This window comes from Pseudodonghicola sp., assembly GCF_048268305.1.
In the GTDB taxonomy this organism is placed as follows: domain Bacteria; phylum Pseudomonadota; class Alphaproteobacteria; order Rhodobacterales; family Rhodobacteraceae; genus Pseudodonghicola.
On record NZ_JBLWVT010000010.1, the window covers coordinates 136,410 to 151,861 of the forward strand.

General features: G+C 65.8%; 19 protein-coding genes. 8 read left to right on the forward strand and 11 right to left on the reverse strand.

The genetic code is table 11. The features are described 5' to 3' along the window. Positions 1-230: 230 nt before the first annotated feature. On the reverse strand, positions 231-1,499 hold the full coding sequence (clpX, locus tag ACN0V4_RS18780; protein ID WP_417678954.1) for an ATP-dependent Clp protease ATP-binding subunit ClpX: 1,269 nt from the start codon (positions 1,497-1,499) through the stop codon (positions 231-233). Positions 1,500-1,641: 142 nt separating this feature from the next. Then, positions 1,642-2,274, reverse strand: coding sequence for an ATP-dependent Clp protease proteolytic subunit (locus ACN0V4_RS18785; RefSeq protein ID WP_417678956.1), 633 nt, complete (start codon positions 2,272-2,274; stop codon positions 1,642-1,644). Positions 2,275-2,683: 409 nt separating this feature from the next. On the opposite strand from ACN0V4_RS18785, the gene ACN0V4_RS18790 reads away from it, so the two are divergent. Continuing rightward, on the forward strand, positions 2,684-3,031 hold the full coding sequence (locus tag ACN0V4_RS18790) for an ArsR/SmtB family transcription factor (RefSeq protein ID WP_417678958.1): 348 nt from the start codon (positions 2,684-2,686) through the stop codon (positions 3,029-3,031). Positions 3,032-3,130: 99 nt separating this feature from the next. Here the strand turns inward: ACN0V4_RS18790 and ACN0V4_RS18795 are convergent, their stop codons facing one another. Beyond that, the gene (locus tag ACN0V4_RS18795; RefSeq protein WP_417678960.1) at positions 3,131-4,153 is read right to left on the reverse strand and encodes a zinc ABC transporter substrate-binding protein; all 1,023 of its coding nucleotides are present in this window, start codon (positions 4,151-4,153) and stop codon (positions 3,131-3,133) included. Positions 4,154-4,267: 114 nt separating this feature from the next. Between ACN0V4_RS18795 and ACN0V4_RS18800 the strand changes: the two genes are divergently transcribed. The 3 genes from ACN0V4_RS18800 to ACN0V4_RS18810 are packed head-to-tail and all read left to right on the forward strand — an operon-like array spanning position 4,268 to position 6,335. Next, a complete protein-coding gene (locus ACN0V4_RS18800; protein WP_417678962.1) occupies positions 4,268-4,747 on the forward strand; it encodes a Fur family transcriptional regulator in 480 nt (159 codons plus the stop codon). Next, entirely contained in the window at positions 4,744-5,538 is a 795-nt protein-coding gene (locus ACN0V4_RS18805; RefSeq protein WP_417678964.1) for a metal ABC transporter ATP-binding protein, read from the forward strand. Before ACN0V4_RS18800 ends, ACN0V4_RS18805 begins: the two co-directional genes overlap by 4 nt. After that, positions 5,535-6,335: a metal ABC transporter permease gene (locus ACN0V4_RS18810; RefSeq protein ID WP_417678966.1), complete on the forward strand. Its 801-nt coding sequence runs from the start codon at positions 5,535-5,537 to the stop codon at positions 6,333-6,335. Before ACN0V4_RS18805 ends, ACN0V4_RS18810 begins: the two co-directional genes overlap by 4 nt. Before the next feature lie 8 nt (positions 6,336-6,343). Here ACN0V4_RS18810 and ACN0V4_RS18815 read toward each other — a convergent pair whose 3' ends face one another. Next, positions 6,344-6,526 (reverse strand): CTP synthetase, encoded by a 183-nt coding sequence (locus ACN0V4_RS18815; RefSeq protein ID WP_417678968.1) that lies wholly within the window; start codon positions 6,524-6,526, stop codon positions 6,344-6,346. A gap of 44 nt (positions 6,527-6,570) precedes the next feature. Further along, complete coding sequence (locus ACN0V4_RS18820; protein ID WP_417678970.1) at positions 6,571-7,053, reverse strand: cytochrome b; 483 nt, start codon at positions 7,051-7,053, stop codon at positions 6,571-6,573. Between the two features lie 168 nt (positions 7,054-7,221). Between ACN0V4_RS18820 and ACN0V4_RS18825 the strand changes: the two genes are divergently transcribed. Continuing rightward, on the forward strand, positions 7,222-7,359 hold the full coding sequence (locus ACN0V4_RS18825; protein ID WP_417678972.1) for an entericidin A/B family lipoprotein: 138 nt from the start codon (positions 7,222-7,224) through the stop codon (positions 7,357-7,359). A 15-nt stretch (positions 7,360-7,374) separates the two neighbouring features. Here the strand turns inward: ACN0V4_RS18825 and ACN0V4_RS18830 are convergent, their stop codons facing one another. Beyond that, complete coding sequence (locus tag ACN0V4_RS18830; RefSeq protein WP_417678974.1) at positions 7,375-7,884, reverse strand: PhnA domain-containing protein; 510 nt, start codon at positions 7,882-7,884, stop codon at positions 7,375-7,377. A gap of 289 nt (positions 7,885-8,173) precedes the next feature. After that, the gene (gene lepA, locus ACN0V4_RS18835) at positions 8,174-9,973 is read right to left on the reverse strand and encodes a translation elongation factor 4 (protein WP_417678976.1); all 1,800 of its coding nucleotides are present in this window, start codon (positions 9,971-9,973) and stop codon (positions 8,174-8,176) included. A 359-nt stretch (positions 9,974-10,332) separates the two neighbouring features. Between lepA and ACN0V4_RS18840 the strand changes: the two genes are divergently transcribed. Further along, a complete protein-coding gene (locus ACN0V4_RS18840; protein ID WP_417678978.1) occupies positions 10,333-10,644 on the forward strand; it encodes a hypothetical protein in 312 nt (103 codons plus the stop codon). A 42-nt stretch (positions 10,645-10,686) separates the two neighbouring features. Here the strand turns inward: ACN0V4_RS18840 and hisD are convergent, their stop codons facing one another. Beyond that, positions 10,687-11,994 (reverse strand): histidinol dehydrogenase, encoded by a 1,308-nt coding sequence (hisD, locus tag ACN0V4_RS18845; RefSeq protein ID WP_417678980.1) that lies wholly within the window; start codon positions 11,992-11,994, stop codon positions 10,687-10,689. 91 nt (positions 11,995-12,085) lie between these two features. Here hisD and ACN0V4_RS18850 point away from each other — a divergent pair, with 91 nt between their 5' ends. Next, entirely contained in the window at positions 12,086-13,051 is a 966-nt protein-coding gene (locus ACN0V4_RS18850) for a LysR family transcriptional regulator (RefSeq protein ID WP_417678982.1), read from the forward strand. 159 nt (positions 13,052-13,210) lie between these two features. On the opposite strand, the gene ACN0V4_RS18855 is transcribed toward ACN0V4_RS18850, so the two are convergent. Then, positions 13,211-13,660 carry a low molecular weight protein-tyrosine-phosphatase gene (locus ACN0V4_RS18855; RefSeq protein WP_417678984.1) on the reverse strand — a complete coding sequence of 150 codons (450 nt, stop codon included), beginning with the start codon at positions 13,658-13,660 and terminating at the stop codon, positions 13,211-13,213. 53 nt (positions 13,661-13,713) lie between these two features. Between ACN0V4_RS18855 and ACN0V4_RS18860 the strand changes: the two genes are divergently transcribed. Beyond that, positions 13,714-14,406, forward strand: coding sequence for an NAD-dependent deacylase (locus ACN0V4_RS18860; protein WP_417678986.1), 693 nt, complete (start codon positions 13,714-13,716; stop codon positions 14,404-14,406). A gap of 88 nt (positions 14,407-14,494) precedes the next feature. On the opposite strand, the gene ACN0V4_RS18865 is transcribed toward ACN0V4_RS18860, so the two are convergent. Both ACN0V4_RS18865 and ACN0V4_RS18870 read right to left on the reverse strand, forming a co-directional pair. Further along, positions 14,495-14,992, reverse strand: coding sequence for a copper chaperone PCu(A)C (locus ACN0V4_RS18865; RefSeq protein WP_417678988.1), 498 nt, complete (start codon positions 14,990-14,992; stop codon positions 14,495-14,497). A gap of 56 nt (positions 14,993-15,048) precedes the next feature. Beyond that, positions 15,049-15,399 (reverse strand): hypothetical protein, encoded by a 351-nt coding sequence (locus ACN0V4_RS18870; protein WP_417678990.1) that lies wholly within the window; start codon positions 15,397-15,399, stop codon positions 15,049-15,051. Positions 15,400-15,452 lie beyond the last annotated feature (53 nt).

The window sequence follows — 15,452 nt, forward strand, 5'->3', positions numbered from 1 at the left end:
TGGGGGCACTCCCAAGATGGTCCGCCCCTTGGGGTCCACTTTCATGACGCCAGGCTCTTGGCGACTGGAAGGTACCCAGCAAACAGCCCGGCTGCACGATGGGGGCGTCAGTGTGGCGAAGCCTCTCGGCCCGTCCGCCCCCCACCATCCACAAAATAGAAAAAGGCCAACGCGAGTAGAGCGTTGGCCAATTCCTTGAGAAATACGAGACGCGATCTCGGTAAATCCGCTCAGCTTGCGCTGGCTTCTTCCTTCTGGGCGTCGGCATAGATCTTCAGCGGCTGCGCGTCCGAGGTCACCGCCTCTTCATTCACCACCACCTTGGTGACGTTATGCATGCTGGGCAGTTCGAACATGGTATCCAGCAGGATATCCTCCATGATCGAACGCAGCCCACGAGCACCGGTCTTGCGTTCGATGGCGCGCTTGGCGATCGAGGTCAACGCGTCCTCGGTGAACTGAAGCTCGGTATCCTCCAGCTCGAACAGGCGCTGATACTGCTTGACCAGAGCGTTCTTCGGCTTGGTCAGGATGGTGACCAGCGCGTCCTCGTCCAGATCCTCCAGCGTCGCGATCACCGGCAGACGGCCGACGAATTCCGGGATCAGGCCGAATTTCAGCAGATCCTCGGGCTCCAGATCCTTGAAGATCTCGCCCACGCCGCGCGCATCGACATCCCGCACATCGGCGCCGAAGCCCATGGCCGAGCCCTTGCCGCGCTGCGCGATGATCCGGTCGAGCCCGGCGAAGGCGCCGCCGCAGATGAACAGGATGTTGGTGGTATCCACCTGCAGGAATTCCTGCTGCGGATGCTTGCGCCCGCCCTGCGGCGGCACAGAGGCCACGGTGCCTTCCATCAGCTTCAGCAGCGCCTGCTGCACCCCCTCGCCCGAGACGTCGCGGGTGATCGAGGGGTTTTCCGACTTGCGGGTGATCTTGTCGACTTCGTCGATATAGACGATGCCGCGCTGCGCCCGCTCGACATTGTATTCCGAGGCCTGCAGCAGCTTGAGAATGATATTCTCGACATCCTCACCGACATAACCGGCTTCGGTCAGCGTGGTGGCATCGGCCATGGTGAAGGGCACGTCGAGGATGCGCGCCAGCGTCTGCGCCAACAGCGTCTTGCCGCAGCCGGTCGGGCCGATCAGCAGGATGTTCGACTTCGACAGTTCGATGTCGTTGCCAGCCTTCTGCGAATGGTTCAGCCGCTTGTAGTGGTTGTGCACGGCAACCGAGAGCACCCGCTTGGCGCGCGCCTGACCGATCACGTAATCGTCCAGCACGGCACAGATGTCCTTGGGCGTGGGCACCCCATCGGTGGACTTCAGCCCAGAGGCCTTGGTCTCCTCGCGGATGATGTCCATGCACAGCTCGACGCATTCGTCGCAGATGAACACGGTCGGGCCGGCGATCAGCTTGCGCACCTCATGCTGGCTCTTGCCGCAGAAGCTGCAGTAAAGCGTGTTCTTGCTGTCGCCGCTTGAGTTCGTTGCCATAATTTACCTTTCGGCTTCGATTGATGCGCCACCCCGCCGCCGGGAAGAAGTTCTGCCCGACCAGCTTAGGGCAGCGTTTCGGGCATCACAATCGCAAATTGCCCGACCTTCCACGCCATGGGCGCACCGGCAGGATCCGGCCTTATTTCCCGTCATCGCCCGCTTTCACGCGGCTTTCGACGATCTCGTCAATGTGACCCCATTCCTTGGCCTCTTCCGGCGACATGAAATTGTCACGATCCAGCGCCTTTTCAACCGCCTTCTTGGTCTGGCCGGTATGCTTGACGTAAATGTCATACAGCCGGTCCTTCAGCTTCTGGGTCTCGGCCGCGTGAATCATGATGTCGCTGGCCTGGCCCTGGAACCCGCCGGAGGGCTGGTGCACCATGATCCGGCTGTTGGGCAGCGAGAACCGCATCCCGTGCTCGCCGCCGGCCAGCAGGACCGAGCCCATCGAGGCCGCCTGGCCGATCACCAGGGTCGAACATTTCGGCTTGATGTACTGCATGGTGTCATAGATCGACAGACCCGAAGTCACCACGCCGCCGGGCGAGTTGATGTAGATGCTGATTTCCTTGTTGGGATTCTCCGCTTCGAGGTGCAGCAGCTGCGCCACGATCAGATGGCTCATCCCGTCATGGATCGGACCGTTGATGAAGATGATCCGCTCCTTCAGCAGGCGCGAGAAGATGTCATAGGCCCGCTCGCCACGGCTCGTCTGTTCGACGACCATCGGGACCAGGGTGTTCGTATAGGTGTCAATCGGATCGAACATGTGATCTGCCTGCCTTCTTGAAGGATCGGGACAATACCCGCGCTTACGTTACAAGAGTCTTAGTGTCGCTACCGGAGCCCTGCAAGGGGGCGCGGCCCCCGAGCGGCACCGAGGCGCCCCGTCCCTTTCCTCATGCCTCGAATATTCCCGCCGACGGCCAGGCCCTGGCAAGCGGCCCGGCCCCACGTCGCCCGCGGCATCGCGGCACAGCGCTTGAACCATGGCCTGCGCCTAATTATCTTGAGGTCCGGAACCACCCCGGGCCGTTGCCCGGGCGCGGCACGCAAAGCGTGCGAAATGATCAAGGACAGTCCGGAAACTGGGGGGAATTGGCCGATGCCGGAGCGGCCGGCTGACAGCGGGCGGGTCTTGCGATAAGACCTTCCCCAGGATGACGAGGACGATAGCCATGGCGCTTGCGCAATTTGCCCCCGACAGGTCGGAGGATCAGCTCGACAAAGTCGTCGATAAGGTCGTCGACAACGTGGCCGAAGCCTCGTCCTTTCTCAAGGCGCTCAGCCACGAGGGACGCATGCGGATCCTCTGCCATCTGGTCTCCGGCGAGAAATCGGTGACCGAGCTTGAGGAGCTTCTCGGCGCCCGCCAGGCAGCGGTATCGCAGCAGCTTTCCCGGCTCAGGCTCGAAGGGCTGGTCATGCCCCGACGCGAGGGCAAGGCGATCTATTACCGGCTGGCCGACGACAAGCCGCGCCGGGTGCTGGAAGTGGTCTATTCGCTGTTCTGCAACGACGACTGATCGCACCGGCAGCCCCTCCCCGGTCAATCGCCGCCGGCCGGCACCCGAGCGCCGGCCAGTGGCAGAAGAGGCCCTGCGCCGGCAAGGCCTCTCGGGGGATCACTTCAGAATCGCCGCGCAGGTCGCGAAGGAGGCGCCGACATCCTCCAGCAGCAGCGGATAGAGATCCGGGCCCGCCTCGTGGTTGCGGCCCAGCGGGTCGAGTTCGATGATCGGGATATCGCGCCCCGCGACCGCCGCCTTCAGCAGCCGGGTGTCGAACTGCGGCTCGGTAAAGGCACAGCGCACCCCCAACTCGTCCAGACGGTCGCGAAGCTGCGCCAGATGCGCCGGGCTCGGGTCAGACGCATCGCTGGCGGTGACCCGACCGACCAGGGTCAGACCATAGTGCAGCTCGAAATACTGGAAGGCGTCGTGGTAGGAGACGAAAGGCACCCCCGCCATCGGCGCCACCTCGGTCGCGATGTCCTGTTCCACCGCGTCGATCCGGGCCTGACCGGCGGCGGCATTGGCGCGATAGATCTCGGCATGTTCGGGGTCGAGCGCGGCCAGCTTGTCGGCGATCAGCCCCAGCCAGACCTTGCCGTTCTCGGGGTCGAGCCAGGCATGCGGATCGGGGCCGTTGTGATCGTGGTGGTGGCCGTCATCATCCGCGGCATGATCATCCGCATGATCGTGGTCATGACCGGCCTCGGCCGCGTGATCATGGCCCGCCTCAACCTCATGGTCGTGCTCCGCCGCGTGATCGTGATCGGCCTCCGCCAGGACATCGGCAGCACCGCGATAGGGGCGTTCGATCGTCCCCTCGCCCTCGATCAGCTCCAGCTTGTCGGCCTTGGTTGCCAATGCCTCAAGCGGCTTTTCCAGCCAGGGCGTCAGCGGATGACCGACCCAGACCACCAGCCCGGCCTGTTCCAGCGCCTTGGCCTGCGACGGGCGCAGCGCATAGCTGTGCGGCGACTGGCCGGGGGCGACCAACAGCACCGGCTCCCCCACCCCTTTCATCACCTGGGCGGTCAGCGAATGAACCGGGGCGATATCGGTGACGACGCGCGGCACCTCGGCCAGCGCCGGAGCGGCGGCGAGTATCGCCGCGGCAACAATCAGGGGGAATTTGGACATCAGGGCCTCGAACGTTATATCATAACATGTGATGTGGCTTGATATAGGCCCTGTTATCTTATATCAACCCCCGATCGTCACCGGATCGCCCTCAGACCCGCGAGGCCGCAGAACATGACCAACATCGGATTCCAACAGCACGACCACAGCCATTGCATCGCCGAGGCCATCGCCGCGGCCGAGGATCGCTGCCGCGAGGAAAAGCTGCAATTCACCCCGGCGCGCCGCCGGGTGCTGGAAATCCTGCTGGAACAGCACCGCGCCATGGGCGCCTACGAGATCCTCGACATCCTCGCCGCCGAGGGGTTGGGGTCGCAACCCCCGGTGGTCTATCGCGCGCTGGATTTCCTTGTGAGCAACGGTTTCGTGCACCGGATCGAACGGATGAACGCCTATACCGCCTGCACCCACCCGGGCCAGGATCACGTGCCGGCCTTCCTGATCTGCCGCCTCTGCAAGGCGGTGGCCGAGGCCGAAACCGTGCTGGACGGCGGCCGACTGGGGAAAGCGGCGCGCGACACCGGCTTTACCATCGAAAAAGTCGTGGTCGAGGCCGAGGGCCTTTGCCCCGCCTGTGCGGAGACCGCCGCGTGAGCACCGCCCTGATCACCACCCATGATCTGACGATTCAGCGGGGCGAGCATGTCATTCTCGACCACGTCAACGTCGAGATCTGCGCCGGCGAGATCGTCACCGTCGTCGGCCCCAACGGGTCAGGCAAGTCAACCTTCCTGCGCGCCCTGATCGGCGCCATCCGCCCCAGCTCCGGCAGCATCGAACGCGCTCCGGGGCTCAGGATCGGATATGTGCCGCAGAAGCTCGCCATCGACCATTCGCTGCCCTTGACGGTGCGGCGGTTCCTGGGCCTGCCGCATCGCATCGGCCGCGCCCAGGCGGATCAGATCCTGATCCAGGCCGGCGCCGAGAAACTGGCCGACCGGCAGATGATCGACCTGTCCGGCGGCCAGTTCCAGCGCGTGCTGCTGGCCCGCGCCCTGCTGGAGCGGCCGCAAATCCTGCTGCTGGACGAGGCGACGCAAGGTCTCGACCAACCCGGCGCCGCCGCCTTCTACCGCCGGATCGAAGAGGTCCGGCAGGAACTGGGCTGCGCCATCGTCATGGTCAGCCACGATCTGCATGTGGTCATGGCGGCCTCGGACCGGGTGATCTGCCTGAACGGTCACATCTGCTGTCAGGGCACCCCCGAGATCGTCGCCGACGCGCCGGAATACCGGGCGCTTTTCGGCACCGGCACCAAGGGGGCGCTGGCGCTTTACCGCCACGAGCACACCCATGACCACGATCATGACCATGGGCCCGATCATGGCACCGACCCGCACCATCTCCACTCCCCCGATCCCGCCCATGAGGACGCCGGCGCATGAGCCTTCTTGACGATTTCCTGGTCCGCGCAGCACTGGCCGGGCTGGGCGTGGCGCTGGCCGCCGCGCCGTTGGGCTGTTTCGTGGTCTGGCGCCGCATGGCCTATTTCGGCGAGGCGACGGCGCATGCCGCCGTCCTTGGCGTCGCGCTGGCGCTGGGGCTGGGGCTGTCGGTGATGCCCTCGGTACTGGCTGCCGCCCTGCTGATGGCGCTGCTGGTCTCGGCCATGACCGGGCGGGGCTTTGCCATGGATACCGCGCTCGGGGTGATGTCACATACCGCGCTCGCCGCGGGCCTGGTGGCGGTGACCCTGCTTGCCGACGTGCGGCTGGACCTGATGGCTTACCTCTTCGGCGACATCCTCGCCGTCACGCAATCCGACCTCGCGGTGATCTGGGGCGGTGCGGCACTGGTGCTGGGGCTGACGCTCTGGCGCTGGTCGGGGCTGCTGCTGTCGACGCTGAACCCCGATCTGGCCCGCGCCAGCGGCATCGACCCGCGGCGCGAAGAACTGGTGCTGACCCTGGCGCTTGCCGTGGTGGTCGCGGTGGCGATCAAGGTGGTGGGCGTGCTGCTGATCGCCTCGCTGCTGGTGATCCCGCCGGCCGCCGCCCGGCCACTGGCCCGCACCCCCGAGGCGATGGCGCTTGGCGCCGTCGCGATCGGTGCGCTTTCGGCGCTTGGCGGGCTCTGGGCCGCCTATCATTTCGATACGCCGACCGGCCCCAGCATCGTCTGCACCGCCGCCCTGCTGTTCGTGGTGACGAGCGCCGCCGGCGCCCTGCGTCGCCACGCCTGAGGCGGGGATCACTCCCCTCCCATTGCCCGCGCCACCAGCTTCGCCGCCGGAAACCCCAGCAGGAACCCGCCGAGCACCGCTCCGATCAGCGGCCAGAGGCCGTCGATCCCGGCAACCAGAACGATGACGAGCGCCACCCCCGACAGGGTGGCGCCAATGAACAGATGCAGGATCAGGACAAGCAGGCTCATGCGCCTTCTCTATCCGCGCCGCAGCCGGCGAACCTTGATCCGGATCATCCCGCCCGCGTCATCCGGCCGATGATATTCGTCTTCAGCACGAACTGCTGATAGAACACCCCGAGGATGTGCAGGATCACCAGGATGAACAGCGCCTGAAACAGCGCCTCATGCACCTCTCCCAGGTCGGAGATGCCGCCGAACCAGGCCAGCGCCCCCGTGACAGGCAGCGCCAGGATCAGCAGATAGAGCAGCAGATGCGTCGCATTGGCGACGAATTTCAGCAGCGCCGGCTCCTTCTCCGGCAGCGGCGGCGCGCCACGGCGCAGCCGCACCACCAGCCGCCAGATCGCCAGGGCCAGAATGGCCAGCCCGAGGAACACATGCAACGCGGCGAGCGGCTCGAACGGTGGGGTTCCCCCCTGTTCCATCTGGCGCCAAACGCCGGCGATGGTCTCGTGAAACAGGAATTGCACCACGATGGCGAGGAAGATCAGCCAATGCAGGGCGATCTGGGTGCGGGAATAATGGCTGGGCATCTTGGCCTCCGGCTGTCAGGGATTCTCTGGCGATACCCTACAACGTGAAGCTGCAGGCGCAGCCGGAAAATCGCCTCGAACAAGCGACTTGCCCCGGCGCTCAAGCGGCTTGCCCCAGAGGGGCGCCTGCGCCTATATCGAAGGAATCGAGCAAGACGGAGACCCCAAATGACCCGAGCAATCCTGATTGGCCTGGCCCTGATGGCCCTTACCGCCTGCGAAACCGCCAAGGGCGCCGGCCGTGACATCAACAAGGCCGGCACCGCGATCGAAAACGCGGCCGAAGACGTTCAACAGAAGATGTAACGCCGACCCCGAGGGTCAGCGCTTCTTGACGAACTCGGTCAGGATAACGATGCGCTGACCCTCGACCCGGCCCTCGATCTGGCCCGGATTGTCCTGAACCAGCGAAATGCCGCGCACCGCCGTGCCGCGCTTGGCGGTGAAATTGGCGCCCTTCACCGGCAAATCCTTGATCAGCACCACGGTGTCGCCCTGCGCCAGGGGAACGCCGTTGCTGTCCTTGTGGCCGGTGTCCTGCGGCACGTTCTCGACCCAGGCACGGGTGTCATCGTCGAGCCAGAGCTGCTCGGCCAGATCGCGCGCCCAGTCCTGATCCGCCAACCGGTTCAACATCCGCGCCGACAGCACCTGAACCGCCGGCTCCTCAGACCACATCGACGACGACAGACAGCGCCAATGGTTCGCATCCGCCTCGCCCTCGATCTGGGCGATGCAGGTGTCGCAGAGATCGGCCGTGGCGCCAGCAGGGCCACCCGTGACAGCATAGGCGGTAAGGGGCGCGTCGGCGGAACAGAGGGCGCAGGGCATCGGGTATCTCCGGAAATGTGGGTGTTGGGAGCGCTATAGGGGGTCACAACCGGAAGGGGAAGCCAAAAGCCCAATGACGTTGGGGGCATATCCCCAAGGTTTTTCCCCACACGAAGGGCGGCGCCCGGCCCGGCGGGGTGGGCGGCGAAGCGCCCGCCCCGTGGGGGGCGGGCCGGGCGCTGCCCGGGCTGACGCCCGGGCCGGCCTTGGGTCAAAGGCACATCCTGAAATGAAAACGGCCCCGCTAGGGGCCGCCTGTCTCAGAACCGCCGGCAGATTGCCCTGCCCCTCAGCTGTCCATCTTCAGCGCCGAGATGAACGCCTCCTGCGGGATGTCGACCTTGCCGAACTGGCGCATCTTCTTCTTGCCCGCCTTCTGCTTGTCCAGAAGCTTGCGCTTCCGGGTGGCGTCGCCGCCATAGCATTTGGCGGTCACGTCCTTGCGCAGCGCCGACAGCGTCTCGCGGGCGATCACCTTGCCGCCCACCGCCGCCTGGATCGGGATCTTGAACATGTGGCGCGGGATCAGGTCCTTGAGCTTTTCGACCATCGCCCGGCCGCGCATCTCGGCCCGGTCGCGGTGAACCATGGTCGACAGCGCATCCACCGGCTCGTCGTTCACCAGGATCTGCATCTTGACCAGATAGTCCTGGCGATAGCCCATCATCTGATAGTCGAAGCTGGCATAGCCCTTGGTCACCGATTTCAGCCGGTCGTAGAAGTCAAAGACCACCTCGTTCAGCGGCAGGTCATAGACCACCATGGCGCGGGACCCGGCGTAAGACAGATCCTCCTGAATGCCGCGGCGGTCCTGGCAGAGCTTCAGCACATCGCCCAGGTATTCATCGGGCACCAGGATGGTGGCCTTGATCCGCGGCTCCTCGATATGATCGACAAGGGTCAGATCGGGCATGTCGGCGGGGTTGTGCAGCTCGCGCATGGTGCCGTCGCGCATGTAGACGTGATAGACCACCGAGGGCGCGGTGGTGATCAGCTCGATATTATATTCCCGTTCGATCCGGTCGCGGATCACCTCGAGGTGCAAAAGCCCGAGGAAGCCACAGCGGAAGCCGAAGCCGAGCGCGGCCGAGGTTTCCATCTCGAAGGAGAAGCTGGCGTCGTTCAGCGCCAGCTTGTCGATGGCGTCGCGCAGATCCTCGAACTCGGAACTGTCCACCGGGAAGAGACCGCAGAACACCACCGGAACCGACGGCTTGAAGCCCGGCAGGGCGGTGTCGCAGCCCTTCTTCTCGTGCGTGATGGTATCGCCGACGCGGGTGTCGCGCACCTGCTTGATCTGGGCGGTGAGAAAGCCGATCTCGCCCGGGCCCAGCTGGTCGACCGGCTGCATCTGCGGCCGGAACACGCCGATGCGGTCCACCAGATGGGTGCTGCCGTTCTGCATCATCTTGATGCGGTCGCCCTTTTTCAGGACGCCATCCATGATGCGGACCAGAACCACCACGCCCAGATAGGAATCGTACCAGCTATCCACCAGCATCGCCTTGAGCGGCGCGTCGCGGGTGCCCTGCGGCGCCGGCAGATGGTGGACGATGGCCTCAAGCACCTCATGGATGCCGACGCCCGTCTTGGCGGACACCGCGATGGCGCCCGAGGCGTCGATGCCGATCACATCCTCGACCTGCTCCGCCACGCGGGAGACGTCGGAGGCCGGCAGGTCGATCTTGTTGAACACCGGCACGATCTCGTGCCCGGCGTCGATCGCCTGATAGACGTTGGCCAGCGTCTGCGCCTCGACCCCTTGGGTCGAATCGACCACCAGCAGCGAGCCCTCGACCGCGCGCATCGAGCGGGAGACCTCATAGGCGAAGTCGACGTGGCCGGGCGTGTCGATCAGATTGAGGATATAGGTCTCGCCATCGTCGGCCTTGTAGTCAAGGCGAACGGTGTTCGCCTTGATGGTGATGCCGCGCTCGCGCTCGATATCCATCGCGTCAAGCAGCTGCTCTTTCATGTCACGGTCCTGCACCGTCCCGGTCTCCTGGATCAGGCGGTCTGCAAGCGTGGATTTCCCATGGTCGATATGGGCGACGATGGAGAAGTTGCGGATGTGCGAAAGCTCGGTCATAAGCTGCGATATGTATGGGAACGCGATGCCCGTCAAGCGGACAGACGTGGCGCGCGCGATGTGCCACGCTTTCGCCACCGATTCCTTAATTTTGCCACAATCCGCCGCCATTGAACCTGCCATGGAAACAACCTGCACGGTAGAGGCAGGATCGAGGCAAGAGCAGTGATCCCCGGGACGTCCGGATATCAATCGAATACTCTCCAGGTAGGGGGCGGATCTTTGATCCGTCCCCTTTCCGATGGGGTGCGACAGCGTTGCGATTGCCCGAGAGCAACGAGTCAGACATAGTGCTGCGCAAACAGCACTGAGCCAGAAGGCCAGAAGCACGGGACGAAACCCCGGAACGAGGAAGAGCGATGAAATACCTGCTGACCGTAACACTTTGCGCCGGCGCCCTGGGATGGATGGCCCCCGCCCCGACCGAAGCCGGCTCCATCGAACGCGCCTGCCGCCAATCGAACCGCACGGCCGCCTCACCCGAGCTGTGCAGCTGCATCCAGCGCGTCGCCAACACCAGCCTCAGCGCCTCGGAACGGCGTAAGGTGGCCCGCTGGTTCGACAACCCGCACCAGGCGCAGGAAGTCCGCCAGTCCAGCCGCAGCGGCGATGCCAAGCTGTGGCAACGTTACCGTGCCTTCGGCGACCGCGCTGCCGAGGTCTGCGGCTGAAGCCCTTTGGTCAGGGCGACGCCACAGGCGTCGCCGTTCTGATCAGCCCATCCCACCAACCGCCAGCCTGAGCGGCGGATGTACCCGCGCCAGACGCAGATCGGCGCTGCGGGCGTGGCCCTCCATGCCCTCGGCCCGGCTGATGATCGCCGTCGCCCGCGCCAGATCGGGCAGCGCCGCCTCGGTGACGCGCTGCCAGGTCACCGTCTTCAGGAACTTGTGCACGCTGAGCCCGCCGGTATAGCGCGCCGCCCGCGCCGTCGGCAGCACATGGTTCGGCCCCGCCGCCTTGTCGCCGAAGGCGACCGTCGTCTCTGCCCCCAGAAACAGCGAACCATAGGCGCCAAGCCGCCCGCGCCACCAATCCAGATCCTCCGCCTGCACATGCAGATGCTCAGGCGCATAGCGATCGGCCAATGCCGCCATCTCGTCGCGCGAGGCACAGAGCGTGATTTCTCCCAACGCCTCCCAGGCCGCTCGGGCGGCGCTGGCGTTCGGCTCGGGCAGCTCGTCGAAACAGCCGGGCAGCAGCCGCAGCACCGCCTCGGCCAGCGGCCGGTGATCGGTGACCAGCCAGACCGGAGAGGTCGCCCCATGTTCAGCCTGTGCCGCCAGATCCCAGGCCACGGTGCGGGGATCGGCGCTGCGATCCGCCACGATCAGCAGATCGGTGGGGCCGGCGAACATGTCGATACCGACCGGGCCGAACAATTGCCGCTTGGCCTCGGCCACGAAGGCATTGCCGGGGCCCACCAGGATATCGGCGGGCGGCGCTCCGAACATCCCCTGCGCCATCGCCGCCACCCCCTGCACGCCCCCCAGCACCAGAACCCGGTCGACCCCGGCCAGCGACATGGCGTAAAGCAGCGCCGGCGGCACCCCCTCGCCCCCTCGCGGCGGCGTACAGGCGGTGACATCCGCAACCCCCGCCGCCCGCGCCGTGGCGATCGTCATCAGGGCCGAGGCGATATGGGCATAGCGCCCGCCGGGCACATAGCAGCCGGCGGCGGCAAGCGGGATCTGCCGCTGCCCGGCCAGCAGGCCCGGGCGCAGCTCGACCTCGAACTCCTGCGCCGAGGCGCGCTGTGCCTCGGCAAACCGGCGGATGTTCTCATGCGCATAGCCGATCGCCAGCTTCAACGCCTCGGGCACCTGATCGGCTGCCGCGCGCATCTCCGCCACGGACACCACCACCGGCCCCTCCCAGCCGTCGAGCCTCTGGGCATAGTCCAGCGCCACCGCCTCGCCACCAGCGGCCAGCCGCGCCAGCATGATCGCCACGCTGTCGGCCACTTCGCCCCCCGCAGCGACGGCCAAGGTTTGGGCAGCTTTCAAAACTTCAATGGGCATGATGGCTCCTCACTGGCGCGGCCACGTTGTGGAGGGCTTGACCGGCGCGATGGCTATATTCACAAAAGACAAAACTACGAGGAAACGCGACATGCTCATGAAAGGCGTCACGCTGCGCGGGCTCGAAGTCTTCGCGGCACTGGGAGCCACCGGCTCGGTGGCCCAGGCGGCCGAGATGACCGGCCTCAGCCAACCCGCCGTCAGCCAGCAGCTCCGCAACCTGGAAACCGCACTTGGGGCGGAGCTGGTCGATCATGGCCGCCGCCCGATGGTGCTGACCCCGGCCGGTCGCAGCTTTCTGGCGCGGACCGAGGCGGTGCTGTCGGAACTGCGGCTGGCGCAGAGCGAGCTGACGGTGATGGACCTCAGCGAACTGACCACCCTGTCCTTCGGGATCATCGACGATTTCGACAATGATCTGACGCCGCGGCTGGTCACCATCCTGGCCGAAAGCCTGACCCGCTGCCGGTTCAAGATGATCACCGCCCCCAGCCATGAGATCAACGAGGCGCTGGAGGACCGCCGGCTGCATATCGCCGTCGCCGCCAGCACCGGAGAGCTGCGCGAAGGCATCGCCGAATACCGGCTGGTGCGCGACCCCTTTGTCCTGGTGGCCCCTCGCGGCGCCGTGCAGGACCGGCACAACGTCATGGAATCGCTCACCACCCTGCCTTTCCTGCGCTATGCCAAGGAACAGATGATCTCGCGCCAGATCGAGGCGCAGCTGGCGCGCCAGCGGCTGCATTTCGAGGAGCGGTTCGAGATCGGCAGTCACCTGGCGCTGATGGCCATGGTGTCGCGGCGGATCGGCTGGGCGCTGACCACCCCCTTGGGCTATATGCGCGCCGGTCGCTTTCACGATGACCTCGACGTCTTCCCGCTGCCCTTCCCGGCCTTTTCGCGCACCATTTCGCTCTTTGCCGCGGCCGACTGGGCCGACCGGGTACCGCGCGACGTGGCCCAGACCATGCGCCGGCTGGTCCGCAGCCAGATGATAGACCCAGTGGTCAACCGGCTGCCCTGGCTGGCCGGCCAGCTTCGGGTGATCGAGGAATAGGACCGTCGAGAAAGGGTGATCGGGCGACATGGGCAAGGGCTCGGAACCGGGACGCCCTATCCCACCGCCGCGCCGCTCACCGGGCAAGAGCCGCCGGGCAAGATTTCACATCATCAGACGGCAGATTTGACTTCGCTTAATCTTGACCGCGAAACAGCCTCAAGCTTCGGCAGAAAGATGACGCCTCAGCCCCTCGGCCGCCGCCTCGATCAGATCAAGCGCAGCGTCTAAATCGCGGGTATAATAGGGGTCGGGCACGTGATCGGCGCCGGTCTCCGGCGCGTAATCGGTGAACAGCCGCACCGGCGTCGCCCGACCCGCCGGGCGCAGCGCCTCGATCTCGCGCAGGTTATTGCCATCCATCGCCAGGATCAGATCGAACCGGTCGAAATCCGCCGCCTCGAACTGCCGCGCGCGCAGATCGCCAAGCTCGATCCCTCGCGCCCGCGCCGCCGCCTGCATCGGGCCATAGGGCGGCTCCCCCACATGCCAATCCGAGGTGCCGGCGCTGTCGATCCGATGGCCCGGCAGCAGGCTGCGCGCCACCCCTTCCGCCGCCGGCGAGCGGCAGATATTGCCAAGGCAGACAAAGAGAATACGGCTGGTCATCGGGCACTCCTTCCGCCACCCTGATAGGACAGCCAACGCGCAGGGAAAAGCCCATGGAAAAGATCGTCATCCTGACCGGCGCCGGCATCTCGGCCGAAAGCGGCCTCGGCACCTTCCGCGACGAGGGCGGCCTCTGGGCCCAGCACCGCATCGAGGATGTGGCGACGCCGGAAGGCTTCGCCCGCGACCCCGCCCTGGTGCAGGAGTTTTATAACATGCGCCGCATCCAGGCGGCCGAGGCCCGCCCCAATGCCGCCCATGCGGCGCTGGCAGAGCTGCAAAGAACGTTTCCCGGCGAGGTGGTGATCGTCACCCAGAATGTCGACGACCTGCACGAAAAGGCCGGCGCCACCGGGGTTCTGCACATGCACGGCCAGCTCGACCAGGCGCTCTGCGCCGCCTGCGGCCATCGCTGGCGGGCGCCGATGCGGATGGCAAAGGGGGAACCCTGCCCCGCCTGTCAAAATCCCACCGCGCGCCCGGACATCGTCTGGTTCGGCGAGATGCCCTATTACATGGACCAGATCTTCGACCATCTGATGAACGCGGATATCTTCGCGGCCATCGGCACCTCGGGTCAGGTCTATCCCGCCGCAGGCTTCGTGCAGGAGGCCAGCGCCGCCGGCGCCCGAACGATCGAGTTGAACCTCGCCCCCTCCGCCGTGGTCTCGCAATTCGACGACACCCGCTTCGGCCCGGCCACCCGGACCGTCCCCGCCTGGGTGGCAGAGCTGTTGGCGCGCTGAGCCCTCCCCCGCGGCGGGCTTTGGCGCCAGGGCAACGAAAAGGGCCGCACCCGAAGATGCGGCCCGATGACTGGCGGGCTACGCCCGATCAGTTGCTCATCTTCATCTGGCCGTGCTGATGCTGCATCTGCATAGCACCCTCAGGGGCGCGCTCCAGATCCACCGGCACCTCGACGGTCATCTCGCCGGCCTTCTCGAACGTCAGGGTGATCTTGATGACCTCGCCCTGCACCAGCGGGTGAGTGAGCCCCATCAGCATTACATGATCGCCGCCACGCGCCAGCGCATGGCTGCCATGGGCGGGGATCGGAAAGCCTTCCTCGACCTTCACCATGCTCATGACACCCTGGCCGTTGTCCTTGTGGGTGTGCAGTTCGACCCGCATGGCGACGTCCGAGCTGGCGCCGATCAGCCGATCGTCCTGGTCGCCCTCATTCATCAGCACCATGAAGGCGGCGCCAGATTTCGACATGGCGGTCGAGGCGCGGGCATAGGGATCCTGCACCATGATATCACCGGCAAGCGCCGGCAGGGCAAAGGCGAAAGCCGCGGTGGCGGCAGCGAAAAGCGTGGTCTTGACGGACATGATCTGTGTCTCCTCTTGCGATCGTCGTCTGTGTCTTCGGGTATTCTGTCGAGACGTCAGACCGCGGCGGGAGGATCGCGGGCGCAGGCGGTCAGAACCGCGGTTTCGGCGCAAAGCCCGAGGTGCCGGCTGGAGAAAGCGCGCCCCACCACCGCCAGCGGCACCGGAGCGATCGCCGGCGGGGTCACGAAGGCGAGGAAATGCAGCGCGAAGTCGGGGCAGATATGCGGCGGGCCGGTGGGTTTGCCGGTCTCGTCGACATAGACGGTCAGCGGGCCGGTGCCAGTGCAAAGCTCGATCTGCCCGGCAACGCCGGCGGCACCGCGGGCAATGGCCATGCTCTGGCTGGTCAGGGCCATCACGGCGACCAGGGCCAGGGCCAGATATGCGCGCCACCTGCGGGTCATAGCCGCAGCATATAGTCAGGCGCAGCCCCCGCCGGCAAGCGCAAAGGCGCCGC

Excerpts from the sequence above, each read along its gene's own strand:
- ACN0V4_RS18785 (WP_417678956.1), bottom strand. The coding sequence starts at position 2,274 with ATGTTCGATCCGATTGACACCTATACGAACACCCTGGTCCCGATGGTC.
- ACN0V4_RS18815 (WP_417678968.1), bottom strand. The coding sequence starts at position 6,526 with ATGAGCCTGCTTGTCCTGATCCTGCATCTGTTCATTGGCGCCACCCTG.
- ACN0V4_RS18800 (WP_417678962.1), top strand. The coding sequence starts at position 4,268 with ATGACCAACATCGGATTCCAACAGCACGACCACAGCCATTGCATCGCC.
- clpX (WP_417678954.1), bottom strand. The coding sequence starts at position 1,499 with ATGGCAACGAACTCAAGCGGCGACAGCAAGAACACGCTTTACTGCAGC.
- hisD (WP_417678980.1), bottom strand. The coding sequence starts at position 11,994 with ATGCCCATTGAAGTTTTGAAAGCTGCCCAAACCTTGGCCGTCGCTGCG.
- ACN0V4_RS18825 (WP_417678972.1), top strand. The coding sequence starts at position 7,222 with ATGACCCGAGCAATCCTGATTGGCCTGGCCCTGATGGCCCTTACCGCC.
- ACN0V4_RS18795 (WP_417678960.1), bottom strand. The coding sequence starts at position 4,153 with ATGTCCAAATTCCCCCTGATTGTTGCCGCGGCGATACTCGCCGCCGCT.
- ACN0V4_RS18850 (WP_417678982.1), top strand. The coding sequence starts at position 12,086 with ATGCTCATGAAAGGCGTCACGCTGCGCGGGCTCGAAGTCTTCGCGGCA.
- ACN0V4_RS18820 (WP_417678970.1), bottom strand. The coding sequence starts at position 7,053 with ATGCCCAGCCATTATTCCCGCACCCAGATCGCCCTGCATTGGCTGATC.
- ACN0V4_RS18860 (WP_417678986.1), top strand. The coding sequence starts at position 13,714 with ATGGAAAAGATCGTCATCCTGACCGGCGCCGGCATCTCGGCCGAAAGC.
- ACN0V4_RS18830 (WP_417678974.1), bottom strand. The coding sequence starts at position 7,884 with ATGCCCTGCGCCCTCTGTTCCGCCGACGCGCCCCTTACCGCCTATGCT.
- ACN0V4_RS18810 (WP_417678966.1), top strand. The coding sequence starts at position 5,535 with ATGAGCCTTCTTGACGATTTCCTGGTCCGCGCAGCACTGGCCGGGCTG.
- lepA (WP_417678976.1), bottom strand. The coding sequence starts at position 9,973 with ATGACCGAGCTTTCGCACATCCGCAACTTCTCCATCGTCGCCCATATC.
- ACN0V4_RS18870 (WP_417678990.1), bottom strand. The coding sequence starts at position 15,399 with ATGACCCGCAGGTGGCGCGCATATCTGGCCCTGGCCCTGGTCGCCGTG.
- ACN0V4_RS18790 (WP_417678958.1), top strand. The coding sequence starts at position 2,684 with ATGGCGCTTGCGCAATTTGCCCCCGACAGGTCGGAGGATCAGCTCGAC.
- ACN0V4_RS18865 (WP_417678988.1), bottom strand. The coding sequence starts at position 14,992 with ATGTCCGTCAAGACCACGCTTTTCGCTGCCGCCACCGCGGCTTTCGCC.
- ACN0V4_RS18855 (WP_417678984.1), bottom strand. The coding sequence starts at position 13,660 with ATGACCAGCCGTATTCTCTTTGTCTGCCTTGGCAATATCTGCCGCTCG.
- ACN0V4_RS18840 (WP_417678978.1), top strand. The coding sequence starts at position 10,333 with ATGAAATACCTGCTGACCGTAACACTTTGCGCCGGCGCCCTGGGATGG.